This window comes from Streptomyces sp. NPDC059852, assembly GCF_042731455.1.
Taxonomy (GTDB): domain Bacteria; phylum Actinomycetota; class Actinomycetes; order Streptomycetales; family Streptomycetaceae; genus Streptomyces.
This window is the reverse complement of sequence record NZ_JBHWJK010000005.1, coordinates 224,344-247,512: the sequence shown is the minus strand read 5'-3', so window position 1 is coordinate 247,512 and position 23,169 is coordinate 224,344. Positions and strand designations below refer to the sequence as shown.

At 73.3% G+C, this 23,169-nt stretch carries 25 protein-coding genes; 8 read left to right on the top strand and 17 right to left on the bottom strand.

Annotation, left to right across the window (positions count from 1 at the left end):
- Nucleotides 1-69 precede the first annotated feature (69 nt).
- Together ACFV46_RS09150 and ACFV46_RS09145 are read right to left on the bottom strand one after the other, a co-directional pair.
- Nucleotides 70-732 (bottom strand): response regulator, encoded by a 663-nt coding sequence (locus ACFV46_RS09150; RefSeq protein WP_385497606.1) that lies wholly within the window; start codon nt 730-732, stop codon nt 70-72.
- A gap of 14 nt (nt 733-746) precedes the next feature.
- Nucleotides 747-1,928, bottom strand: coding sequence for a histidine kinase (locus ACFV46_RS09145; protein WP_385497604.1), 1,182 nt, complete (start codon nt 1,926-1,928; stop codon nt 747-749).
- Between the two features lie 108 nt (nt 1,929-2,036).
- On the opposite strand from ACFV46_RS09145, the gene ACFV46_RS09140 reads away from it, so the two are divergent.
- From ACFV46_RS09140 to ACFV46_RS09130, 3 genes are read left to right on the top strand one after another with little or no spacing between them, the layout of a single operon-like run.
- On the top strand, nt 2,037-2,957 hold the full coding sequence (locus ACFV46_RS09140; protein WP_385497603.1) for an ABC transporter ATP-binding protein: 921 nt from the start codon (nt 2,037-2,039) through the stop codon (nt 2,955-2,957).
- Between the two features lie 2 nt (nt 2,958-2,959).
- On the top strand, nt 2,960-3,667 hold the full coding sequence (locus ACFV46_RS09135; protein ID WP_385497602.1) for an ABC transporter permease: 708 nt from the start codon (nt 2,960-2,962) through the stop codon (nt 3,665-3,667).
- Nucleotides 3,668-3,708: 41 nt separating this feature from the next.
- The gene (locus ACFV46_RS09130; protein ID WP_385497601.1) at nt 3,709-4,122 is read left to right on the top strand and encodes a hypothetical protein; all 414 of its coding nucleotides are present in this window, start codon (nt 3,709-3,711) and stop codon (nt 4,120-4,122) included.
- Nucleotides 4,123-4,126: 4 nt separating this feature from the next.
- Here the strand turns inward: ACFV46_RS09130 and mug are convergent, their stop codons facing one another.
- Both mug and purB read right to left on the bottom strand, forming a co-directional pair.
- Entirely contained in the window at nt 4,127-4,672 is a 546-nt protein-coding gene (gene mug, locus ACFV46_RS09125) for a G/U mismatch-specific DNA glycosylase (RefSeq protein ID WP_361930575.1), read from the bottom strand.
- Between the two features lie 13 nt (nt 4,673-4,685).
- Nucleotides 4,686-6,128 carry an adenylosuccinate lyase gene (purB, locus tag ACFV46_RS09120; RefSeq protein ID WP_151782892.1) on the bottom strand — a complete coding sequence of 481 codons (1,443 nt, stop codon included), beginning with the start codon at nt 6,126-6,128 and terminating at the stop codon, nt 4,686-4,688.
- A 341-nt stretch (nt 6,129-6,469) separates the two neighbouring features.
- On the opposite strand from purB, the gene ACFV46_RS09115 reads away from it, so the two are divergent.
- Nucleotides 6,470-7,198: a hypothetical protein gene (locus ACFV46_RS09115; protein ID WP_385497599.1), complete on the top strand. Its 729-nt coding sequence runs from the start codon at nt 6,470-6,472 to the stop codon at nt 7,196-7,198.
- 76 nt (nt 7,199-7,274) lie between these two features.
- Here ACFV46_RS09115 and ACFV46_RS09110 read toward each other — a convergent pair whose 3' ends face one another.
- The 6 genes from ACFV46_RS09110 to ACFV46_RS09085 form a co-directional block, all read right to left on the bottom strand.
- Nucleotides 7,275-8,057, bottom strand: a complete 783-nt coding sequence (locus tag ACFV46_RS09110) for an SGNH/GDSL hydrolase family protein (protein ID WP_385497597.1) — start codon at nt 8,055-8,057, stop codon at nt 7,275-7,277.
- Nucleotides 8,058-8,127: 70 nt separating this feature from the next.
- Entirely contained in the window at nt 8,128-9,141 is a 1,014-nt protein-coding gene (locus ACFV46_RS09105; RefSeq protein ID WP_385497595.1) for a hemolysin family protein, read from the bottom strand.
- The gene (locus ACFV46_RS09100) at nt 9,138-10,481 is read right to left on the bottom strand and encodes a hemolysin family protein (protein ID WP_376728441.1); all 1,344 of its coding nucleotides are present in this window, start codon (nt 10,479-10,481) and stop codon (nt 9,138-9,140) included. The genes ACFV46_RS09105 and ACFV46_RS09100 overlap by 4 nt, the downstream gene beginning before the upstream one ends.
- A 143-nt stretch (nt 10,482-10,624) precedes the next feature.
- Nucleotides 10,625-11,050 carry a GNAT family N-acetyltransferase gene (locus ACFV46_RS09095; RefSeq protein ID WP_151782887.1) on the bottom strand — a complete coding sequence of 142 codons (426 nt, stop codon included), beginning with the start codon at nt 11,048-11,050 and terminating at the stop codon, nt 10,625-10,627.
- A 76-nt stretch (nt 11,051-11,126) separates the two neighbouring features.
- Nucleotides 11,127-13,700: an ABC transporter permease gene (locus ACFV46_RS09090; protein WP_385497594.1), complete on the bottom strand. Its 2,574-nt coding sequence runs from the start codon at nt 13,698-13,700 to the stop codon at nt 11,127-11,129.
- 3 nt (nt 13,701-13,703) lie between these two features.
- On the bottom strand, nt 13,704-14,549 hold the full coding sequence (locus tag ACFV46_RS09085) for an ABC transporter ATP-binding protein (protein WP_376728443.1): 846 nt from the start codon (nt 14,547-14,549) through the stop codon (nt 13,704-13,706).
- Nucleotides 14,550-14,760: 211 nt separating this feature from the next.
- Between ACFV46_RS09085 and ACFV46_RS09080 the strand changes: the two genes are divergently transcribed.
- Both ACFV46_RS09080 and ACFV46_RS09075 read left to right on the top strand, forming a co-directional pair.
- Nucleotides 14,761-15,000, top strand: a complete 240-nt coding sequence (locus ACFV46_RS09080; protein ID WP_062668086.1) for a hypothetical protein — start codon at nt 14,761-14,763, stop codon at nt 14,998-15,000.
- Nucleotides 15,001-15,004: 4 nt separating this feature from the next.
- Nucleotides 15,005-15,379 (top strand): fic family toxin-antitoxin system, toxin component, encoded by a 375-nt coding sequence (locus ACFV46_RS09075; RefSeq protein WP_385497593.1) that lies wholly within the window; start codon nt 15,005-15,007, stop codon nt 15,377-15,379.
- 5 nt (nt 15,380-15,384) lie between these two features.
- Here the strand turns inward: ACFV46_RS09075 and ACFV46_RS09070 are convergent, their stop codons facing one another.
- The 4 genes from ACFV46_RS09070 to bioB all read right to left on the bottom strand — a co-directional run bounded on the left by ACFV46_RS09070 (nt 15,385) and on the right by bioB (nt 19,422).
- A complete protein-coding gene (locus tag ACFV46_RS09070) occupies nt 15,385-16,086 on the bottom strand; it encodes a class I SAM-dependent methyltransferase (protein ID WP_385497592.1) in 702 nt (233 codons plus the stop codon).
- Nucleotides 16,087-16,204: 118 nt separating this feature from the next.
- A complete protein-coding gene (gene bioD, locus ACFV46_RS09065) occupies nt 16,205-16,921 on the bottom strand; it encodes a dethiobiotin synthase (RefSeq protein ID WP_361930554.1) in 717 nt (238 codons plus the stop codon).
- Nucleotide 16,922: 1 nt separating this feature from the next.
- Complete coding sequence (locus ACFV46_RS09060; RefSeq protein WP_385497591.1) at nt 16,923-18,212, bottom strand: adenosylmethionine--8-amino-7-oxononanoate transaminase; 1,290 nt, start codon at nt 18,210-18,212, stop codon at nt 16,923-16,925.
- Nucleotides 18,205-19,422: a biotin synthase BioB gene (bioB, locus tag ACFV46_RS09055; protein WP_385497590.1), complete on the bottom strand. Its 1,218-nt coding sequence runs from the start codon at nt 19,420-19,422 to the stop codon at nt 18,205-18,207. Before bioB ends, ACFV46_RS09060 begins: the two co-directional genes overlap by 8 nt.
- Before the next feature lie 146 nt (nt 19,423-19,568).
- Here bioB and ACFV46_RS09050 point away from each other — a divergent pair, with 146 nt between their 5' ends.
- Nucleotides 19,569-20,696 carry an 8-amino-7-oxononanoate synthase gene (locus ACFV46_RS09050; protein WP_385497587.1) on the top strand — a complete coding sequence of 376 codons (1,128 nt, stop codon included), beginning with the start codon at nt 19,569-19,571 and terminating at the stop codon, nt 20,694-20,696.
- 54 nt (nt 20,697-20,750) lie between these two features.
- On the opposite strand, the gene ACFV46_RS09045 is transcribed toward ACFV46_RS09050, so the two are convergent.
- Nucleotides 20,751-20,978, bottom strand: a complete 228-nt coding sequence (locus ACFV46_RS09045; protein WP_361930545.1) for a DUF397 domain-containing protein — start codon at nt 20,976-20,978, stop codon at nt 20,751-20,753.
- 9 nt (nt 20,979-20,987) lie between these two features.
- On the bottom strand, nt 20,988-21,854 hold the full coding sequence (locus ACFV46_RS09040) for a helix-turn-helix domain-containing protein (protein ID WP_376728447.1): 867 nt from the start codon (nt 21,852-21,854) through the stop codon (nt 20,988-20,990).
- Nucleotides 21,855-22,066: 212 nt separating this feature from the next.
- On the opposite strand from ACFV46_RS09040, the gene ACFV46_RS09035 reads away from it, so the two are divergent.
- Nucleotides 22,067-22,525 carry an ATP-binding protein gene (locus ACFV46_RS09035; protein ID WP_376728448.1) on the top strand — a complete coding sequence of 153 codons (459 nt, stop codon included), beginning with the start codon at nt 22,067-22,069 and terminating at the stop codon, nt 22,523-22,525.
- 169 nt (nt 22,526-22,694) lie between these two features.
- On the opposite strand, the gene ACFV46_RS09030 is transcribed toward ACFV46_RS09035, so the two are convergent.
- Nucleotides 22,695-23,168, bottom strand: coding sequence for a C40 family peptidase (locus ACFV46_RS09030; protein ID WP_361930538.1), 474 nt, complete (start codon nt 23,166-23,168; stop codon nt 22,695-22,697).
- Nucleotide 23,169 lies beyond the last annotated feature (1 nt).

The window sequence follows — 23,169 nt, the reverse complement described above, 5'->3', positions numbered from 1 at the left end:
CTCGTCGGCGCCCACCCCTGCGAGTGCCGGGCGTCACACGGGACGGGGCCGCCCGTCGCCCCGGCCGCCTCACCCCGGCGCGACGAACCCCGACTCGTACGCCGTGATCACCGCCTGCGTGCGGTCGCGCGCCCCCAGCTTCGCCAGCACGGCGCTCACATGCGACTTCACCGTCTCCGTGCCCACGACGAGCCGCTCGGCGATCTCGGCGTTCGACAGCCCACGCGTCATCAGGCGCAGCACGTCGGCCTCCCGCTCGGTCAGCCGGGCCCGTTCCAGCGCCGCGCGCGCCGCACGATTGCCGCCGTCGTCCCCGTAGCGCGCCGCCAACTGCCGCACCGAGGCGGGGAACAGCAGCGACTCGCCCGCGGCGACCAGCCGTACCGCGTGCACGATCTCGGCCGGGCGGGCCCGCTTCAGCAGGAAGCCGTCCGCCCCGGCGCGCAGCGCCTCGTAGACGTACTCGTCGTTCTCGAAGGTGGTGATCACGACGATCTTCGGCGGCTCGGCGACCACGCGCAGCACCGCGCGCGTGGCCTCGATGCCGTCCAGCAGCGGCATCCGTACGTCCATGGCGACGACGTCCGGGCGCAGCACGCGCACCAGCGGGATCACCGCCGCCCCGTCGGCGGCCTCCCCGACGACCTCGATGTCGCCCTGCGCCTCGAGCACGGCCCGAAGACCCGCCCGTACGAGGGGTTCGTCATCGACGAGGAGCACTCTGACCGGCATCCCGACAGGCTAGATCACCTCATCGGCAGTTCCACGTGCACCTGCCAGTCGTCTCCGACGGGACCGGCGCTCGCGTGGCCACCCAGCAGGGCGGCGCGCTCGCGTATGCCCTGCAGGCCGATGCCTCTTCCCGGCTCCGGTGGGCCGGCGGGCAGGGGGTTGCGCACGTCGAGACGGAGGGCGGCGCCCTCGACGCTGACGCGGACCCGGGCCGGCACGGGCCCCGCGTGCCGCAGCACATTGGTCAGCGACTCCTGCAGGATGCGGTAGCCCTCCCGGGAGACCGGTCCCGGCACGCCCTCCAGAGGCCCCGCCAGATCCGCGTCCACCTCGGCGCCGGACGCCCGCGCCGACTCCAGCAGACGGCCGGCGTCCGTCAGCGTGGGCCGGGAGCCGGCGGGCCTCCCGGAGTCCCGCAGGACGCCCAGGACGCGCTCCAGGTCCTCCAGGGCGGCCCGTCCCGTCTCCTCGATGGCGTCCAGCGCCCGCCGCGTGAACGCCGGATCGTCCGCCGCGCGGGCCGCGCCGGCCTGGAGGACGGCCACGGTCAGCGCGTGCCCGATCGAGTCGTGCAGCTCCCGGGCGATACGGGTGCGTTCCAGCAGTTGCTCGGTGCGCTCCTCCAGGGCGGCCAGCCGCTCGGTGGGGGAGGGCCCGAGAAGCCGCACCGCGAGGGCCGTGATCAGCCGGCCCGCGCCCCACACGGTCGCCGCCAGCGCCGCGAGCAGCACGGGCACGAGCACGATGTGCCACGCGCGCGCAGGACCGAGCGCGGCCACGATCCCGCTGTCCGGCCGGGAGCCCGCGGAGGCCGCCATCAGATCGGCGATGGTGAACAGCAGTTGGGCGCTCAGCGCGATCGAGGCGCACCCGAGGAGGAACCGCGCCTCCAGCCACAGCACGAGCCGCCACCGGTCCGCCCAGGTCGCGGAGGGCGCGACGACGATCCCCGGGCCGCCGTCATCGCCGCCGCTGTCGTGACGGTGCCCGATCAGCAGCAGCCGTGCCTGCAGCCCCTCGACCGTGCGCACCGCCGGCACCAGCCCGGCGGGGACGAGCGTCGCGGCGGCCAGCGGCCAGATCCACCACGCCTCCTTGATGAAGATCAGCATCGCCGGCCACACGACGGTCACGAACAGGTGCAGCAGCCGTGTGTACGTCACCGCCCGGCCGAACGGGCGCAGCAAACGGACCATCGCGTCATCGTGCCAGGCACCACCGACAACGGGCCTCCCCCGCACGGGGGAGACGGTCTCCACCCGCGGGGGAGGCCCCGCCCCGCCCCCGCCGGTCAGGCTGAGGCCATGACCAGCATCGAAGTCCAGGCACTCACCAAGGAGTACGGCACCAGGCGAGCCGTGGACGACCTGACCTTCACCGTCCTCCCCGGCCGCGTCACCGGCTTCCTCGGCCCCAACGGCGCCGGCAAGTCCACCACCCTGCGGCTCGTGCTCGGCCTCGACCGGCCCACGTCCGGGACGGCCACGGTCGGCGGCCGCCCCTACGCCACCCTGAAGGACCCCCTGCGCACGGTCGGTGCCCTGCTCGACGCCGGGGCGGCGCACGGCTCCCGCACCGGCCGCGACCATCTGCGCGTCCTCGCCGCGAGCAACCGCATCCCGGCGTCCCGGGCCGACGAGGTGCTGGCGCGGACGGGGCTCGCCTCGGTGGCCCGGCGCAGGGTGAAGACGTACTCCCTGGGGATGCGCCAGCGGCTCGGCATCGCGGCGGCGCTCCTCGGCGACCCCGAGGTCGTGCTGCTCGACGAGCCGTCCAACGGCCTCGACCCGGAGGGCATCATCTGGATCCGCGAACTGCTGCGCCGCCTCGCGGAAGAGGGCCGCACGGTCCTCGTCTCCAGCCATCTGATGAACGAGACCGCCACGTTCGCCGACCACCTGGTGGTCCTGGGCCGCGGCCGGCTGCTGGCCGACACCCCGATGCGGGAGTTCATCAGCGCGCGCGTGGAGCCACGCGTCCGGGTCCGCACCAGTGACGCCGAGGCGCTGGAGTCGCTGATCGCCCGGCACGGCCTCGACGCCGACCGGCACGAGGACGGGCACTGGACGGTACGCCACGCGCGTGTGGACGCCGTCGGCCGCCTCGCCTCACAGGCGGGCGTCCCGCTCCTCGAACTCGCCGCCGAGGAGGGCACGCTGGAGCAGGCGTACCTGGATCTCACCTCGGAGGCGACCGAGTTCACCGCACAGCCGCAGGAGGTCTGACCATGGCGAACGCACCCGTACTCCACTCGGAGTGGCTCAAGATCCGTACGCTGCGGTCCCTTCCGGCCGCGCTGGCCGCGCTGTTCGTGGTGACCGTGGCGTTCTCCGCGCTCGCGGGCTCCGACGCGGGCGACGACCCGGACTCCGACCCGCTGTTCACGGCACTCTTCGGGGTGCTGCCCGGGCAGATCGCCGCCGTCTCCTTCGGCGCCCTGGCCATGGCCGCCGAGTACCACGGGGGAGCGCTGCGGCTGTCGCTGGCCGCGGTCCCGCGGCGCGGGCGCTGGTTCGCCGCGAAGCTGACGGCCGTCGCCGTGCCGGTCCTCCTCACCGGGCTCGTGACCGCGGCGGCGGCCCTCGCCGCGGCCCGCGCGGACGGCCTGACCGGCTCCGACCAGGCGCGCGCGATCGCCGGATGCGGCCTCTACCTCATGCTCATGGCGCTGTTCGCGGCCGGTCTGACCGCCGTGTTCCGCAGCGGGGTGGCCACGCTGTCCGTCCTGATCCCGTTCATCCTCGTGGTGTCGTTCGTGGTCGGCGACGCGGTGGGCACCGTGGCCGACTTCCTCCCGGACAAGGCGGGGCAGACCGTCCTCCACCGGACGTACGACGGCTCCCTCGGACCCTGGTCCGGGCTCGCCGTGACCGCGCTGTGGACGGCCGCCGCGCTCCTCGCGGGAGCGTGGAGCGTACGGCGCAGGGACACCTGACGCCACGCCAATTGTCAGTGGGGAAGGCGATACTGCACCCCATGGACGTCGTGAACGACCTGGCCCTGACCGACTCGTTGTGCAGCCGGGAGTTCCCCGCCGCGCGCGAAGGGGCGGGCCCCGCCCCGGGCGGCCCCGGCTACTTCCTCGTGGTGCTGGGAGCCGCCGGCGGCGGCACGGCCGCCGACCTGTACGCCCACGAGGCCGCGCTCATAGAGCGGTTCGAGGAGCGCTGGGGGGCGGGGGCGCGCTGGGGGAGCGTGACGCTGCTGGAACGCGGGGCCCGGGGCGAGGAGATACCCGAGCCCTGGGCCGAGCTGGGCCTTCGCGCGGACGACCTGCGGACCTGGCGGGAGCCGGGCACCGGCCGCTGGATCAGCCTCGCCGTCGCCGACCGGGACCCGGACGCGGACCCCGAACTCCTGCTGATGGTGACCGACCGGGACCCGCCCTGACGGCTCACTCCTGCGCGGCCACCCGCAGCCGGGCGAACTCCTCCGCCATCGTCGCCGCCGTCCAATGCGCGTTCAGCCCGCTCGGGTTGGGCAGCACCCACACCCGTGTCCGGCCGATCGTCCGCTCCTGCGGACCCACCCGCGCCCCGCGGTCGTCGAACGCCGCCCGGTAGGCGGTCACCCCGACGACGGCCAGCCAGCGCGGCCGCAGCCGCTCCACCTTGGCGGCCAGCAGCCGGCCGCCCTCCCGGTACTCCTCGGCGCTCAGCTCGTCGGCCCGCGCCGTCGCCCGCGCGACGACGTTCGTGATGCCGAGCCCGTACGACGGCAACTCCCCCTGCTCCGATGGCTTCAGCAGCCGCGGCGTGAAGCCGGACAGGTGCAGCACCGGCCAGAAGCGGTTGCCGGGGCGGGCGAAGTGATGGCCGGTCGCGGCCGTCATCAGACCGGGGTTGATCCCGCAGAACAGCACACGCAGGCCGTCCGCGACCACGTCGGGGACGAGGCGGTCGCGGGCGGCCTCCAACTGCTCGGCGGTGAAGCGCGGCATGCCGTGCGCCCGGTCAGAGGATCGCGCCGGGCGTGTAGCCCGCGGCCTCCGGACGCTGCTTCACGATCTCCTCGATCCGGCTCACGACCACACCGACCTGCGCGGCGGCGGCACCGGTGAAGGACAGCTTGTCGGCCATCAGCGCGTCCAGCTCCGCCCGGTCCAGCGGGATGCGCTCGTCGGCGGCCAGCTTGTCGAGCAGTTCGTTGCGCTCGGCGCCCTGCTCCCGCATCGCCAGCGCCGAGGCGACGGCGTGCTCCTTGATCGCCTCGTGCGCGACCTCACGGCCCACACCGGCGCGCACGGCGCCCATCAGCACCTTGGTGGTGGCGAGGAACGGCAGGTAGCGGTCCAGTTCGCGGGCGACGACGGCCGGGAAGGCACCGAACTCGTCGAGGACGGTCAGGAACGTCTCCAGGAGGCCGTCCAGCGCGAAGAAGGCGTCCGGCAGGGCGACCCGGCGGACCACCGAGCAGGAGACGTCGCCCTCGTTCCACTGGTCGCCCGCCAGCTCGCCGGTCATCGAGGCGTAGCCGCGCAGGATCACCATCAGGCCGTTGACCCGCTCGCAGGACCGGGTGTTCATCTTGTGCGGCATCGCGGAGGAGCCGACCTGGCCCGGCTTGAAGCCCTCGGTCACCAGTTCGTGCCCGGCCATCAGCCGGATCGTCTTGGCCAGCGAGGACGGCGCCCCGGCCAGCTGCACCAGCGCGGTCACCACCTCGTAGTCCAGCGAGCGCGGGTAGACCTGGCCGACCGACGTGAACGCCTGCGAGAAGCCCAGGTGCGCGGCGATCCGGTCCTCCAGCTCCGCGAGCTTCACCGGGTCCCCGCCGAGCAGGTCGAGCATGTCCTGAGCGGTGCCCACCGGGCCCTTGATGCCGCGCAGCGGATACCGGCCGAGCAGCTCCTCGACCCGGCCGTACGCCACGAGGAGCTCGTCCGCGGCGGTCGCGAAGCGCTTGCCGAGGGTGGTGGCCTGGGCGGCGACGTTGTGCGAGCGGCCGGCCATGACCAGCTCGGCGTACTCACCGGCCAGCTTGCCGAGACGGGCCAGCACGGCCACCGTACGGTCGCGCATCAGCTCCAGCGAGAGGCGGATCTGCAGCTGCTCGACGTTCTCCGTGAGGTCACGCGAGGTCATGCCCTTGTGCACGTGCTCGTGTCCGGCGAGCGCGTTGAACTCCTCGATCCGCGCCTTCACGTCGTGCCGGGTGACCTTCTCGCGCTCGGCGATCGACGCCAGGTCCACGGTGTCGAGGACGCGCTCGTAGTCGGCGATCGCCTCGTCCGGCACCTCGATGCCGAGGTCCTTCTGGGCCCGCAGCACGGCGAGCCAGAGCTGACGCTCGAGCTTCACCTTCTGCTCGGGGGACCAGAGCGTGGCGAGCTCGGTGGAGGCGTAGCGTCCGGCGAGGACGTTCGGGATGCGGGGCTTGGCGGGCGCAGAAGTCACGTGCACGGAGTTTACCCGGCGCCCTCCGGGCCCCGGGCGCCGCTCCGCCCGAGCGCCCCAGGTCAGGGCCGCGGACCCGGGCGCCGGGCCCGGGCGGACGGCCGTGGCGGGTCGATCGGGTGAATTCCCCGCAGGTGACCGCGTCCCGGTTTCCCGGGGCCTTCACAACTCGTTCATAGTCTGCAGGTCGTGGCGAGTTCGCAGCTGCGCGTCACCCTTCCTGCCACGACCTCTCGAATTCCGGCGAGCGCCGCATTCGTGTCGATGACCGACGTCGGCCTCCCTTTCCGTCCGAAAGAAAGACAACGAGAATGCGACAGGCTCTGACCAGGGGATTGATCGTGGCCGCTGCCGCGACGAGCGCCCTGTCCCTGTACGGCACCAGTGCGTCCGCGGCCCCGCGTGTACAGGGCACCGTGGTGAAATCCGCCGTCGTCCTGCCGGGCCACGCGAAAGCGTCGGACTCCGACGGGCCGAATCAGCTGGACGACAAACTCGGCGCGATGGACGAGCAGCTCGACGGCGTGGACGAGAGGCTCGACGAGCTGGAACTCCCCGGAGCCGCCCCGTCCGGCGAGGGCACCGCCTCCTACGGTTCCGACGAGCCGTCCGGCGCCGGCTACGGAAGCGACGAGCCGTCCGGCGCGAGCTACGGCACGGACGAGCCGAGCGGCTACGGCTCCGACGAGCCGTCCGACGAGGGGCACGGCTACGGCTACGGCGACGAGCCGTCCGAGCCCACCGGTCACGGCCATGGCTACGGCTCCGGTCACGGGTACGGGTACGGGTACGGCGAGGAGTCCGACAAGCCGGACGAGCCCAGCGGGCACGGCTACGGCTACGGAGACGAGCCCGACACCCCCGAGCCCACCCCCACCCGCCCCGCCCCCTCGCCCACGCCCCACGAGCCCGGCCCGGCGCCGTCGCAGAGCCCGCCGGCCGGGTCGGAGCGGCCGCACCTGCCCGAGACGGGTGTCGGAGGGGTCGTGGGAGGCATCGCCGCCAGCGGCGCCCTGCTGATCGCCGGCACCGTGCTGTACCGCCGCAGCCGCGCCGCCTCGCGCGGCTAGGACGGCTGGAACCGCAGGAACACGAACGCCCCTGCCGCGCGAGGCGGCAGGGGCGCCACCACGTACGCGCGGTGCCTTACGCGGCCGGCCCGTCGTACGGCAGCAGCTCCGGCCGCTTCGCCGGCCGTCCGTCGCCCGAGGACCGTCCGGTCAGGCGCCGCCCTATCCAGGGCAGCAGGTGCTGACGCGCGAAACGCACGTCCGCGACCCGCCGGGCGACCCAGCGCGGCGGCACCGACGCCGGCAGCGGTGTACGCCACTCGGTGTCGGCCGGGTCGTAGCCGAGCGCCTGCCACACGGCCTCCGCGACCCGGCGGTGCCCGTCGGCCGTCAGATGCAGCCGGTCCACGTCCCACATCCGCGGGTCGCTCAGCGACGGCGCCCCGTACAGGTCGACGACGATCGCGCCGTGCCGCTCCGCCAGCTCGTCCACACAGGCGAACAGCTCCTCCATGCGGGGCCGGAACCGCTCCAGGACCGGCCCCTGCCGTCCGGGGCTGCGCATGAGCACCAGCTGCCGGCAGGCCGGGGCCAGCTTCTCCACGGCCTCCTCCAGCAGGCCCCGCACCCGGCCCATGTCGCACTTGGGCCGCAGGGTGTCGTTGAGCCCGCCGACCAGCGTGACCACGTCGGCGCCCATCGCGGCGGCCACGTCGACCTGCTCGTCGACGATCTGCCCGATCAGCTTGCCGCGCACGGCGAGGTTCGCGTACCGGAAGCCGGGGTTCTGGGCGGCCATCCGGCCGGCGAGGAGATCGGCCCAGCCCCGGTACGAACCGTCCGGGAGAAGGTCCGACATGCCCTCGGTGAAGGAGTCGCCGACGGCGACCAGGCTGCTGTGAGTGGGATTCGTCTGCATGGCGACGGAAATGGTATCCCGTGCTCCATACCCAGCGGTCGGTCGGCCCGGGAACCACTCTCCGGCCCCGTCAGACGCGCTGCCCGAACAGCTCCCGCAGCACGTCCTCCATGGTCACCAGCCCCGCCAGCCGCCCGTCGTCGCCGAGGACGGCCGCGAGGTGCGTACGGCTGCCCCGCATCGCCGTGAGCACGTCGTCCAGCGGTGTGCTCTCCCGGACGCGCGCGATGGCCCGCATGTCCCGGATCTGGAACGGCACGTCGCGCGGGGTGGCGTCGAGCGCGTCCTTGACGTGGAGGTAGCCGACGATACGGCGGCCCGTGTCGACCACCGGGAAGCGCGAGAAGCCCGACTGCGCCGACAGCCTCTCCAGCTCCTCCGGGGTGACGCCCACGTGCGCGTAGACGACCCGCTCCAGCGGAAGCACCACGTCGCGTACGGGCCGGCGGCCCAGCTCCAGCGCGTCGTGCAGGCGCTCACGCGCACGCTCGTCGATCAGGCCGGCCTCACCCGAGTCGCGCACCATCCGCGCCAGCTCGGAGTCCGAGAAGGTCGCCGTGACCTCGTCCTTGGTCTCCACCCGCAGCAGCCGCAGGAGCGCGTTGGCGAACGCGTTGATCGTGAAGATCACCGGCCGCAGCGCCCGGGACAGCGTGATCAGCGGCGGGCCCAGCAGCAGGGCGCTGCGCACCGGCTCGGCCAGGGCGATGTTCTTCGGCACCATCTCGCCGAGGAGCATGTGCAGATAGGTGGCCAGCGTCAGCGCGATCACGAAGGAGACCGCGTGACCGGCGCCCTCGGGGACGCCCACCGCGTGGAACACGGGCTCCAGCAGATGCGCGATGGCCGGCTCGGCGACGATGCCGAGCACCAGGGTGCACAGGGTGATGCCGAGCTGGGCGGCGGCCAGCAGCGCGGACACGTGCTGCAGCCCCCACATCACGCTCTTGGCGCGGCGGTCCCCCTGCTCGGCGTAGGGCTCGATCTGGGAGCGGCGCACCGAGATCAGCGCGAACTCGGCGCCCACGAAGAAGGCGTTGACGACCAGCGTCAGCAGGCCGATGAACAGCTGTACGGCGGTCATCGCCCGTCCTCCTGCGTCTCGTGCTCCGCCGGTTCGTCGAGCGGGGCGTGCAACAGCACCCGCGCGGCCCTGCGGCCGGCGGCGTCCACCACGTCGAGCTGCCACCTGGCGACCTCGACCTCGTCGCCGACGGCGGGGATCCGGCCGAGCTCGGTGGCGACGAGACCGGCCAGGGTCTCGTAGGGGCCCTCAGGCACCTTGAGGCCCACGCGCGCGAGCTGGTCGGTGCGCGCCGAGCCGTCGGCCGAGTACAGCGCGCGGCCTCGTTCGTCGCTGCCGGCGGGGGCGATGTCGGGCGTCTCGTGCGGGTCGTGCTCGTCGCGGACCTCGCCGACGACCTCCTCGACGATGTCCTCCAGGGTGGCGACGCCCGCGGTGCCGCCGTACTCGTCGATGACCACGGCCATGGTGCGCTTGCCGGAGAGGCGGTCGAGGAGCCGGTCGACGGTGAGGGTGGCGGGGACCAGCAGCGGCTCGCGCATCAGCTCGGACACCGGGGTGCGCGGCCGTTCCTCGGCGGGCACCGCGAGGATGTCCTTGATGTGGGCGGTGCCCACCACCGAGTCGAGGTTGCCGCGGTAGACCGGGAAGCGGGACAGGCCCGTCGCGCGGGTCGCGTTCGCCACGTCCTCGCAGGTGGCCTGCGCCTCTAGGGCGACGACCTGCACGCGCGGGGTCATCACGTTCTCCGCGGTCAGGTCGGCCAGGTTCAGCGTCCGTACGAACAGCTCCGCGGTGTCCGCCTCCAGGGCGCCCTCCCGGGCGGAGTGCCGGGCCAGCGCGGCCAGCTCCTGGGGCCCGCGCGCGGCGGCCAGCTCCTCGGTGGGCTCGACGCCGACGCGCCGCACTATGCGGTTCGCCGTGTTGTTCAGATGCGTGATGAAGGGCCGGAAGACCGCGCTGAACCAGCGCTGGGCGCTGCCCACGCGTTTGGCGACGGCGAGCGGGGAGGAGATCGCCCAGTTCTTCGGGACGAGTTCACCGACGACCATCAGGACGACCGTCGACAGGGCCGTACCGATGACCAGCGCGACCGAACGCGCCGTCGAGCCGGAGATCCCGATGGACTCCAGCGGGCCCGCGAGCAGGGCGGCGATGGACGGTTCGGCGAGCATGCCAACGACCAGGTTGGTGACGGTGATGCCGAGCTGCGCGCCGGACAGCTGGAAGGTCAGGTTCCGTACGGCCTTGAGAGCGCCGGCCGCGCCGCGCTCGCCGCGCTCCGCCGCCCGCTCCAGCTCGCTGCGCTCGACGGTCGTCAGGGAGAACTCGGCCGCGACGAACGCGCCGCACGCCAGCGACAGCAGGATCGCCACCAGAAGGAGGAGCACTTCGGTCATCGGGTCACCTCCGTCCCATGGTCGGACAGGGTGGGAACGAATGCGCGATGTCTACAGCTGGGAGGCTCGCCCATGGGCGGAGGCTCACACCTTTCACTGGAGGACCGAAGGGGAACCCCAATAGTAAAGGATCGGCAAAGCGGTCAGTCGGTGAGGTGCTTGACCCACCGCCGCCATTGGTCCTCGGGCGTGTACCCCGCTGCACGCCAGGCATGATGCGCACGGGTGTTCCGTTCCAGGACCATCGCGTCGCCGCGCCGCCCGCCGAGCCGTACGAACCGCTCCTCGGCCGCGGCCAGCAGTGCCGAGCCGATCCCCTGACGGCGCCGGTCCGGGTGCACCGCCAGCCGGTACAGATGACAGCGCCAGCCGTCGAAGCCCGCGATCACCGTGCCGGCCAGCTCGCCGTCCAGCTCGGCGAGGATCAGCGCCTCGGGGTCGCGGGCGACGAGCCGCTCCACGCCGTCCCGGTCGTCGCTGATGCTGGTGCCCTCGGCGGCCGACTTCCAGAAGGCCAGCACGGCGTCCAGGTCCCGGGCGGTGGCGGAACGCAAACGAAGATCACTCATGAGCCGATCCCACCACCGGGCCCGGGGCGCCGCAGAGGTTTCCGGCATATGGACGCCCGTCCCGGCTCCCCGCCCGTCACTCGTGGGCGATGGCCGCCAGCACGTTCATGCGCGAGGCGCGCAACGCGGGCAGCAGCGCCGCGACGACCCCCACCACCGCCGATCCGATCACCACGGCGACGATCGTGCCCCAGGGGATCGCCAGCGCCGTCATGCCCTGCAACGCCAGCACCTGCTGTGCGCACACGCCCCACACCAGCCCCAGGACGAGCCCGAGGACGGCGCCGAACACGGCGATCACCACCGACTCCAGCCGGATCATCCGGCGCAACTGGCGCCGGGCCAGCCCGATGGCCCGCAGCAGCCCGATCTCCCGGGTCCGCTCCACGACCGACAGGGCGAGCGTGTTGACCACCCCGAGCACCGCGATGACGATCGCCAGGCCCAGCAGCGCGTACACCAGGTAGAGCAGCACGGCGATCTGGTCGTGCACCAGGTCCTTGTAGTCGGCGACGTCCCGGACCTGCACCTGCGGATACGGGTCGAGGGTCCTCTCCAGAGCGGCCCGCAGCGCGTCCGTGTCCGTGCCGGGCGCGGCGTTCACGTACACGGCCGCGTCCTGGCCGCCCGGCGCGTACCTCTCCAGCGTGGCCAGGCCGAAGAAGACGCCCCCCTGTGCGCCGAACCCGTCGACGGAGTCCTGGTCGGTGAGGGCGCCGACCGTCAGCCGGGCGCGGCGCCCGTCCTGGAACTCGACGGGCAGCACGCTGCCGACCCGCACCCCGTGGTCCCGGGCGAAGTCGCGGTCCATCCCGAGATGCCCGTCCGCCAGCGCGGCCGCGGAGTCCCCGCGCGCGTAGGTCAGATGGGCGACCTCGTCGAGCCGGGGCTCGTATCCGGCGGCGGTGGTCCGCACCCGGTCCCCGTCGGGCAGCCGCAGCGCGATCGTCGTGAGCTGGGAGCGGACGGTCAGCCCGACGCCCTCGGTGGCCCGGATACGGTCGGCGATCTCCCGCGGGAAGGGCACGAAGTTGCCGTCCTGCGCCACGAAGTCGGCCCCGAGGGTCTTGTCGATCTGCCGGTCGAACGACGTCGACATCGACGCGCTCGCCACCGACATGCCGCCGACCAGGGCCAGGCCCACCATCAGCGCGGCCGCGGTGGCACCCGTGCGGCGCGGGTTGCGCAGCGCGTTGCGCTGGCTCATCCGGCCGACCGGCCCGAACAGCGCCGGGAAGGCGCCGCCGAGCACGCGGATGACGGGACGCACCAGCAGCGGCCCCGCGACGACCGTGGCGATGAGGGTCAGGAGCACGCCGGCGCCCAGCAGGGACGCGGCGGTGGACGTCCGCGAGGACACGGCGGCGCCCGCGAGCGCCGCCGCCCCCACCGCCCCGACGGCCGAGCCCACCACGGCGCGCAGCCGCAGCGGGCGTCCGACGTCCGCGATCTCCGCGGCCGCGAGGGCCGCCATCGGCGAGACCCCGGCCGCCCGCCGGGCCGGGAGGTAGGCGGCGACGAAGGTGACGCCCAGCCCGACGACGTACGCGGCGACCGGGGTGCCCCAGCCGATCACCATCTCGCCGGTCCGGATGTGCATGCCCAGCAGACCCATCAGCTCGATGAGCCCGACCGCCAGGCCGATTCCGGCCGCCAGCCCCGCCGTCGAGCCGGCCAGCCCCAGCAGCAGTGCCTCGGCGAGGACCGAGCGGCGCACCTGGCGGCGGTCCGCGCCCAGCGCGCGCAACAGCCCCAGCTCACGGGTGCGCTGGGCGATCAGCATGGAGAACGTGTTGACGATCAGGAACACGCCGACCAGGACGGCGACCGCGGCGAAACCGAGCATGACCCACTTGATGACGTCGAGGAACGTGCCCAGTTGCTCGACGTCCGACTTCGCCTGCTCGTCGGCGGTCCGCAGTTCGTAGGAGGCGGCGTCCGCGCCCAGGGCCTCGGCCGCCCGCCGCTCGAGCTCCGGCTCGGTGACGCCGTCGGCGGCGTCGAGGGCGATGGAGGTCGCCGCGTCCGCGTCGCCGAGCAGCCTCTTCCGCGCGGTGGCCGTGTCGAAGAAGACCAGCGCGGCACCGGGGTTGGTGGTGGTGAAGGTGGCGACGCCGACCACGTGGACGGGGAAGGAGCCGCGCGGGCCGACGACGGTGAGCCGGTCGCCGACGCCCACGTCCGCCCGGTCCGCCGTGTCCGCGTCGAGCAGCACCTGCCCGTCGCCCTGCGGGGCGTGCCCGGAGGTGAGTTCCACCGGGCTGCGCTCGGTCGGGTTCCAGACGGCGGCCAGCGTCGGCGCCCCCGAGGTCGGGCTGACCCGACGGCGGTCGGCGTCGACGACGGTGATGCCGTCCACGTCGACCTCCGCGCGGGCCGCCGCGACACCGTCCACCCCGGCGAGGCGTCCGGCCAGCGCGGCCGGCAGGGTCGGGGTGCGCCCGGAGGAGATCGTCTCGTCGAACGACTCCTTGGGGCTGACGGTGACGTCGGCGGCCGTCGAGGCGAACAGGCGGTCGAAGGTGCGGCCGACGGTGTCCGAGAAGATGAGGCTGCCGACGACGAACGCCACCGACAGGAGCACCGCCAGGGCGGACAGCGCGAGCCGTCCCTTGTGGGCGAGGAAGCTCCTGAGGGTCGCCTTGAGCACCGATCAGCCCTTCTCGAGCGCCGGGCCCTCCCCGGCCTCGACGCCGGGGGCGCGCCCGCCGTCCTCGGAGGCCCCGCGGATCACGTCGAAGCGTTTCATCCGCTCCAGCACGGCCTCCGCCGTGGGGCGCGGCATCTCGTCCACGATCCGCCCGTCCCCGAGGAACAGCACCAGATCGGCGTGGGCGGCGGCCCCCGGGTCATGGGTGACCATGACGACCGTCTGCCCCAGCCGGTCCACCGCCTCGCGCAGGAACCCGAGCACCTCCAGGCCCGCCCGCGAGTCCAGGTTGCCGGTGGGCTCGTCGGCGAAGATCAGCTCCGGTCGGGAGGCGAGGGCGCGAGCACAGGCGACCCGCTGCTGCTGACCGCCGGAGAGCTGCGAGGGCCGGTGTCGCAGCCGGTCGCGCAGCCCGAGCGTGTCGATGACCTGGGCCAGCCACGCCTCGTCCGGTCCGCGCCCCGCGATGTCCATGGGCAGGGTGATGTTCTCCGCCGCCGTCAGCGTCGGGATCAGGTTGAACGACTGGAACATGAACCCGATCCGGTCCCGCCGCAGCCGCGTCAGCTCACGGTCCTTCAGCCCCGTGATCTCGGTGTCGCCGAGCCAGACCCGTCCCGCCGAGACGTCGTCCAGGCCCGCCAGGCAGTGCATCAGCGTGGACTTCCCCGACCCCGAGGGCCCCATGACCGCCGTGAACCGGCCACGCGCGATGTCCACGTCCACCGCGTCGAGGGCGAGCACGGCGGTCTCACCGGAGCCGTACGCCTTGGTCAGCCCGCGGGCGCGGGCCGCCACGCCTTCGGCCGGCGCGGGACCGGGGACGTGCTGCGCAGCTGCTGTGGTCAAGGCCGCCTCCTCACGGGACGCGCCGGCGGCCGCCGGGACGCGCCCCTTCTCGTCGCCGCCGAGCCTAATGTGATCCACCGCACACCGGGTATCCTTCTGCGGTCCCGCGCCGTCTCCGACCCAGGTGGGGGACCCCGAACCGGTGTAAGGGGCACCCGATGCCGCCGGGAGGACGCTTGCCGTGCTAGCACCCGCGCGCTAGCTTCGAAGTATGGCGAAGACGCAGCTGAACGTGAGAGTGGACGAGGGCACGGCCCGCGCCGCCCGCGAACGCGCCCTGGCCCGCGGGATGAGCGTGAACCGCTACATCGAGGAGCTGGTCCGCCAGGACACCGGCGAGGTCGGCCACACCTTCGTGGAGGCCGCGGCCGACTTCATGAAGCAGTACGAGTCGGTCTTCGCCGAGGAGTTCGGCACCGACCGCGAGGGCCCGCGCGAAGGGCGCCACTGATCCGTTGAGCCCGCTCACCATCGATCTCGCCTGGCTGCTCATGGTCGCCGAGAAGCGCACACCGGGCGACCCCACGGTCACCGACTGGGGCGCCCTCGTCGCCGCCGTCGCCCGCCACCAGGCGGAGATATTCGACGTCCCCGTCTACGACAGCCCCCAGGCCCGCGCGGCCTCCCTGCTGCAACTGCTCATGCACGTCCCCGCGTTGGAGCGTTCGAACGCGATGTTCGCCTCCGCGGTCGCCTACGCCTACCTGGTGGCCAGCGGCCTCAAGGTCGCGACCTCGCCCGAGCAGGTGCGCGACCTCGCCCGCCTGGTGCACAGCGGCGAGGCGTCCGTTGGGGACATCGCGCGGGAACTGGAGAGCTGGAGTCTCTGACCCGCTCACCGGCCGGGTGACGTCCCGGCGTCCACCGGGCGCCACGCCGTGCCCAGCGCGCAGTACGACGAGGGCAGGGCGGGACCGTTCTCCGGCATCATCACCCGCCGGTACGGGCCGAGTTCGAGGCCCGCCTCCCGCAGCGCCGCCACCGGCTCGCGGGAGACGTGACAGCCGCCGCTGACCAGCGGCCACACCGTACGGTCCAGCACGCGCTGGGCGCGCAGCATCGCCGGCCCGCCGCCCCGGCCGTGCTCGAAGAACCGCACGCTTCCGCCGGGCCGCAGCACCCTGCGCACCTCGGACAGCGCCCGTGGCACGTCCCGCACACTGCAGAGCACCAGCGACAGCACGACCGCGTCGAAGCCCTCGTTCTTGACCGGCAGCGCCTCCGCGGTGCCCGGCACCACGTCCACGGGCACCTCGGCGCGCAGCGCGGCCTCCACCGCCAACCGCCGCAGCGACCGCTCCGGTTCGATGGCGACCACCTCGGAGACCGTGGCCGGGTAGTGCGCGAAGTTCAGGCCGTTGCCCGCGCCGATCTCCAGCACCCGGCCCGACAGCCCGTCCAGCAGCCGCTCCCGGACTCGGGCCATGCCCATCCGGGTCTCGGCGCCGACGCTCAGCCGGGCGTAGCAGCGGGCGAACACCGGATGGTGCACGGCGTCGCGTGGGCGGGCGCCCGCACGGGCGGATCGCAGGGCCATCGGACCTCCCGGGCAGAACGGGACTCACCCCCGATTCTCCCCCGAACGGCGCCGCCGCACCCCCCGCCGCGCGCATCCGCGGCGCACACCCCCGCGCGCATCCGCCCCGCGCGAGGCCTCAGAGCGCCGTCCGCTCCCTGAACCCGTCCGCGTCCCACCGGCCGAACAGCCGGGGCGCCAGCCAGTCCGGGGCGGCCGCGCGGAACCCGGCGGACGGCAGCCCGCCCGCGCCCGCGGGCACCGCGCCCAGCAGCGGCACCCCCGACACCTCCGGGAGATCCGCCACATTGCAGCGCGACGCCAGATCCGGTTCCCCGGGCCAGCTGCCGATCACCACACCGAGCGGGTCGAGGCGCCGGCGCCGCAGCTCACGGGCCGTCAGCTCCGTGGTGTTGAGGGTGCCGAGACCGGCCGACGCCACCACCAGCACGGGGGCCGCCATCAGCTCGGCCGCGTCCGCCAGGGTGCCGCCCGCCTCGTCGAAGCGGACGAGCAGCCCGCCGGCCCCCTCCACCAGTACCAGGTCGTGCTCGGCGGCCAGCTTCGCGGCCGCATCGGCGACCTCCGCCGGGCGGACCGGCGCCCGGCCCGCCCGCCGCGCCGCCGTCGCCGGGGCCAACGGGTCCGGGTACCGGGCGAGTTCGGCCGTGGTGACCGGACCGGCGAGCCGCGCCACCTCGGCCGCGTCCCCGTCCTCGTCCGGGCCCACGCCCGTCTGCGCGGCCTTGAGCACCGCGACCGTACGGCCCGAGGCGAGCGCCGCGGCGGCCACCGCCGCGGTGACGACCGTCTTGCCGACCTCCGTGCCCGTGCCCGTGACCACCAGTACCGTCATCTCAGCCCTCTCGTGCGGCCGCGCACACGGCGCGGGCGATCCGTGCGACGTCCGCGTCGCCCGTGACGTACGGCGGCATCGTGTAGACGAGGTCGCGGAACGGCCGCAGCCACACGCCCTCGCGCACGGCGGCCGTCGTCGCCGCCCGCATGTCCACCTCGTGGTCCAGCTGCACGACCCCGATCGCGCCCAGGACCCGTACGTCCTTGACGCCCGGCAGGTCCGCCGCGGGCGCCAGACCGGACCGCAGCCCCGCCTCGATCCGCCCGACCTCGGCCCGCCAGTCCTGGCCCAGCAGCAGGTCGATCGACGCGCAGGCGACCGCCGCCGCCAGCGGGTTGCCCATGAAGGTAGGGCCGTGGGCGAGCACCGGCACCTCGCCGCGCGAGATGCCGTCCGCGACGCGAGCCGTGCACAGCGTCGCCGCCATCGTCAGGTAGCCGCCGGTCAGGGCCTTGCCCACACACATGACATCGGGAGTCACCGCCGCGTGCTCCGCCGCGAACAGGGCGCCCGTGCGCCCGAAGCCGGTCGCGATCTCGTCGAACACGAGGAGCACGTCGTGCGCGTCGCACGCCTCCCGCAGCACCCGCAGATACGCGGGGGAGTGGAACCGCATCCCGCCCGCGCCCTGCACCACGGGCTCGACGATGACCGCCGCCAGGTCGTCCGCGTGCCGCTCGATCAGCGACCGCAGCCGTTCGGCGTACGCCTCGTCGTACTCGGCCGGGGGCGCGTCGGCGAACACCTGGCGTGGGAGCACGCCCGCCCACAGCTCGTGCATCCCGCCCTCGGGGTCGCACACCGACATGGGCTGCCAGGTGTCGCCGTGATAGCCGCCGCGCCAGGTCAGCAGCCGCCGCTTGCCGGGCCGCCCCAGTGAACGCCAGTACTGCAGGCACATCTTGACGGCGACCTCGACCGACACCGACCCGGAGTCGGCGAGGAAGACATGCTCCAGGCCCTCGGGCGACATGTCGACAAGGAGCTTCGCCAGGCGTACGGCGGGCTCGTGCGTGAGCCCCCCGAACATGACGTGACTCATCCGCGCCAGCTGCTCGTGCGCGGCCTCGTTGAGGACCGGGTGGTTGTAGCCGTGGATGGCCGACCACCACGACGACATGCCGTCGACCAGCTCGCCCGAGCCGTCGGCGAGCCGCAGCCGCACCCCGCTCGCCGACTCCACGACGAGCGGCTCGGCGCGGCCCGGCATCGGACCGTACGGATGCCACACGTGCCGCCGGTCCAGGTCCAGCAGCTCGGGCACGCTCAGGCCGGGCAGCTCAGGCATTGGGCGCGAGGTCCGTCCCGGCGCCCCGCCGGCGGACGGCGACCAGATCGGTGCGCGGCTCACCGGCCGGCGCGGAAGCCGCCGCACCGGGTGCGGGAGCGGCCGTACCGCAGACCCCGCCGTCCGCGTGCGAGTCGCACCCGGCGCTCTCGTGGGACCCGCAGCCCGCGCTCCCGTGCGATCCGCAGCCACCCCCGGCCGCGCTCGCCCGGTGCTCCGGCAGCGTCACCTCGCCGGCGCCCTCCACCTCGAACCCGGCGTCCGCGATCATCTCCAGGTCGGCCTTGCCCGCCTGGCCCTCACTGGTGAGGTAGTCGCCGAGGAAGATCGAGTTGGCCAGGTGCAGGGCGAGGGGCTGCAGGGTGCGCAGATGCACCTCACGGCCGCCCGCGATGCGCACCTCGACGTCCGGGCACACGAACCGGACCATCGCGAGGATCCGCAGACAGCGCTGCGGGGTCAGGTTCCACTCCTTGGCCAGCGGAGTGCCCTCGAACGGGATCAGGAAGTTGACCGGCACCGAGTCCGGGTCCAGCTCACGCAGCGCGTAGACGACGTCGACCAGGTCCTCGTCGCTCTCGCCCATGCCCGCGATCAGTCCGGAGCAGGCGGACAGACCGGCCGCGTGCGCCTTGTTCACCGTGTCCACCCGATCGGCGTACGTGTGGGTGGTCGTGATCTCCCCGTACGTGGACTCCGAGGTGTTCAGGTTGTGGTTGTAGGCGTCCGCGCCGGCCTCGCGCAGCCGCTCCGCCTGCCCGTCCGAGAGCAGCCCGAGGCAGGCGCACACCTCGACGCCGTCGTTCTGGTCCTTGATGGCCTTGATGGTCTCGGAGACCCGGTCCACGTCCCGGTCCGTCGGGCCGCGCCCGGACGCCACCAGGCACACCCGCTTGGCGCCACCCGCCAACCCGGCGGCCGCGGCCTGCGAGGCCTCGTCCGGCTTCAGCCAGGTGTACTTGAGGATGCCGGCGGTGGAGCCGAGCCGCTGCGAACAGTAGGAGCAGTCCTCGGGGCACAGACCGGACTTGAGGTTGACGAGATAGTTCAGCTTCACCCGCCTGCCGAACCACTTCCGGCGCACCTTGCCGGCCGCGGCCACCACGTCGAGCAGGTCGTCGTCGGAAGTGGCGAGAACGGCGAGTGCTTCCTCGCGGGTCGGCAGCTCGCGCCGAAGCCCCTTGTCCACCAGCGTGTTCAGCAGGTCCATGGGAGGTGATCCTGACGTACGGAGGGGGCTCGAGCCAAGGTGAGTTTGCACAACCCTGTCGATTCGATGTGTGGGTATTGCCACACCGTGGGCGGCGGTCCCGGCCGCTAGTGTCTGTGCACTGCCTACAAAAGCCCGGAGGAGCCATGGCGTTCGGCTGGATCGACGAACAGGCGGACCAGCGCCGCCGCGCCGGACTGGTACGGACCCTGCGCCCCCGGCCCGCCGACTCCCCGCTCCTCGACCTCGCCAGCAACGACTACCTGGGCCTGGCCCGGCACCCCGAGGTCGTCGAGGGCGCGGCGCGCGCCGCGCGGACCTGGGGCGGCGGCGCGACCGGCTCCCGCCTCGTCACCGGTACGACGGAACTGCACGCGGAGCTGGAGCGGGAACTGGCCGACTTCTGCGGCGCCGAGGCGGCGCTCGTCTTCTCGTCCGGCTACGCGGCCAACCTCGCCGCCGTCACCGCGCTGGCGCCGCACGGCTCCCTGATCGTGTCGGACGCGGGCAACCACGCCTCCCTCATCGACGGCTGCCGGCTGGCCCGGGGCGTCACGCAGGTCGCCGCCCACGCCGACCCGGACGCCGTCCGCAAGGCGCTGCGCACCCACGACGGTCCGGCGGTGGTCGTCTCCGACACCGTCTTCTCGGTCGACGGCGACGCGGCCCCGCTGGCCGCCTACGCCGAGGCGTGCCGGGAGCACGGCGCCGGGCTGGTCGTGGACGACGCGCACGGCCTCGGCGTCCTCGGGGACGGCGGCCGGGGCGCCCCGCACGCGGCCGGTCTCGCGGGCGCCGAGGACGTCGTCGTGACCGTCACGCTGTCCAAGTCGCTCGGCAGCCAGGGCGGTGCCGTGCTCGGCCCCGCCCGGGTGATCGACCATCTGGTCAACGCCGCGCGGACGTTCATCTTCGACACGGGACTGGCCCCCGCGCCGGCGGGTGCGGCGCTGGCGGCCCTGCGGCTGCTGCGCCGTGAGCCCGAACGGGCGGCGCGGGCCCGCGCGGTGGCGGGCGAGCTGCACACCCGGCTGACGGCCGCGGGTCTGGAGGCGGTGCGTCCGGACGCCGCGGTCGTCTCCGTGCGGGCGCCGTCCCCGGAGGGGGCCGTGCGGTGGGCGGCCGAGTGCCGTGCGGCGGGTCTCGCCGTGGGCTGCTTCCGTCCGCCTTCCGTGCCGGACGGCATCTCACGGCTGCGGCTGACCGCCCGCGCGGACCTCTCCGAGGGGCAGATCGAACGCGCTGTACGGGTCATCGGTACGACACGACCATGAGTCGGCGTGACACGGCCGGGCGGTACCGGAGCGGGCAGAAACGATCAGAAACGGTCAGGTCTGGAGCGCGGCCGTGAAACACGCCCAGCTCTCGGGGGAGAAGAGCAGCGCGGGTCCGGCCGGATCCTTGGAGTCGCGCACGGCCAGTGAGCCGGTCCAGGGACCGGAGCGCGGCCGGGCCGTCTCGACGCAGTTGTTCGCCCCCGTGCTGTAACTGCTGCGCAGCCAGCGGGCGTCCGGTAGTTCGGTGCTCGACCTGAGGTTCCGAGGCGGTGCGGTCATGGTGCCTCCTTACACGCCGCCACCTATCGCGGCGATGAGATCCAGCGATTCCTCGGGCGAAAGGGCGTGGAGCCGAAGGGTGTCGAAGGCCTCCGTGTAGGCCTGGAGGTCTTCTTTCCGCTCCAGATAGAGGCTACTCGTCAAGTGGTCGAGAACAACCACGTCCAGATCAGAAGTGCTCGAAAATGAGAAGATAACGAAAGGCCCGGTGATGCCGACATGCTCACCGGCCGTGAACGGCAGGACTCGCAGGTCCACTTGGGGCAGCCGGGCCGCCTCCAGCAGCCGCTCCAGCTGGCGCCGCATCACCTCGGGCCCGCCGATCTCCCGGCGCAGCACCGCCTCGTCCAGCACCGCGCTGAGCCGCAACGGCGGATCGGCCCGCAGTACCTCCTGCCTGGCCAGCCGGACCGCGACCAGCGCGTCGAGCCGGTCGTCGGCGCCGTCGTCCGTCCCACCCGTCGCCGCCCGGGTCACCGCCCGCGCGTACTCGGGCGTCTGCAACAACCCCGGCACCACGGAGATCTCCAGCGTGCGCATCGCGCTCGCCTGGGACTCCAGACTGATGAAGTCCCGGTACGTCGGCGGCAGGACCCCTCGGTAGGCGTGCCACCAGTGGTGCCGGCCCGCCGCGTCGGACCCGGCCAGCGCCAGCAGCACCTCCCGCAGCCGGGCGTCCCGTACGCCGTAGGCGTCGAGGAGTAATCGCACATCGTCCGGTTTCACCCCGCTGGCGCCTGTCTCGATACGGCTCACCTTGGACTGGTGCCAGCCCACCAGGCGTGCCGCCTCACCACTGGTGAGTCCGGTCCCGGTGCGCAACGCACGCAGTTCCGCGCCCAGTTTCCGGCGGCGGACCGCCGGGCCGTGCTGCATGGGCAACTCCTTACTCCGACCGGGCCGCCCAAATACGGTCTGCCGTCGCAGAGTTCACCGCTTCGAGCGACAGATATATGCATATCTTGGTGGATCGCCACCCGTGACCGTCGCGGTGATGGCAGTCTGGCGGCGAAGCACAGTCCGGGACCGTACTCGAACCTTCCGCTCCGTGTCGGACTGCGGTCCCGTCGGAAAGGGACGACGTCGCCATGGCAGACCATCTGGAAGCATCCGTCACTCTGCCGAGCGATCCCGCCTCGGTCTCCGCGGCACGGACCTACGTCATCACCACGCTCGCCGAGTGGGGGCTGCCGTCGGACACGGACGCGGCGGAGACCATCCGGCTCATGGTCTCCGAACTCGCCACCAACGCCGTGCAGCACACCCTCGGGCAGTCGCCCACCTTCACGGTGGACCTCGAGCTCGACCGCGACGAACACCTGCGCATCGGGGTGACCGACAGTCATCCGCGCTTCCCCAAACGGCTGCCGGCCGCCGTCCAGCAGGACAACGGCCGGGGCATGGTGATCATTCGCTGGCTGACCGCCGAGTGCGGCGGCCGGCTCCGGGTGTGGCCGACCCGGGAGGGAGGCAAGACGGTCTCCGTCGAGCTGCCGTGGACCGTACCGGCCTCGCCGGTCGCGGTCGCGACGCCACAGGAGCCGTAGGAACCGCACAAGCGCCGCGTGGTGCCGCACCGGGCACCGCGCGGCGCGCTCCGCCCCCGTCGGCCCCGGGAGGCCCTGGAGGCGCCGGAGGGCCCGGCCCGTGCCGGGAGCCCTCCGCGCTCCGGGAGGGCGCCGGCGGGGGTGGGGGCGCCCTGTGCGCCCCCAGGGGTCACTTGACCCGGCCGTACCAGACGCTCCTGGTCCAGATCTTCTGCAGCCGGACCACGTCACCGCTCTTGGGGGAGTGCCAGATCTTGCCCTTACCGGCGTAGATGCCCACGTGGTAGACGTACGACCCCGAGTGGAAGAACACCAGGTCACCGGCCTTGCGGCTGGAGGCGGAGATATGGCGGGTCTTGTTGTACTGCTGGGCCGCCGTGCGGGGCAGCTTCTTGCCGGCCTTCTTGAACGAGTACAGCGTCAGCCCGGAGCAGTCGAACCGGTTCGGGCCGGTGGCGCCCCACTTGTACGGCGACCCCTTCTTCGAGGCCGCGATCTGCAGTGCCTTCGTCGCCGGCGCGGCGGCCTCCGCCTCCGAGGCGAGACCGGGCGTCACGATCGAGCCGCCCACCGCGGCGAGAGTGAGGGCCGAGGCCGTACCGGCCCTGGCCATGAGCGACGGGACACGATTGAGCGCAGTCATG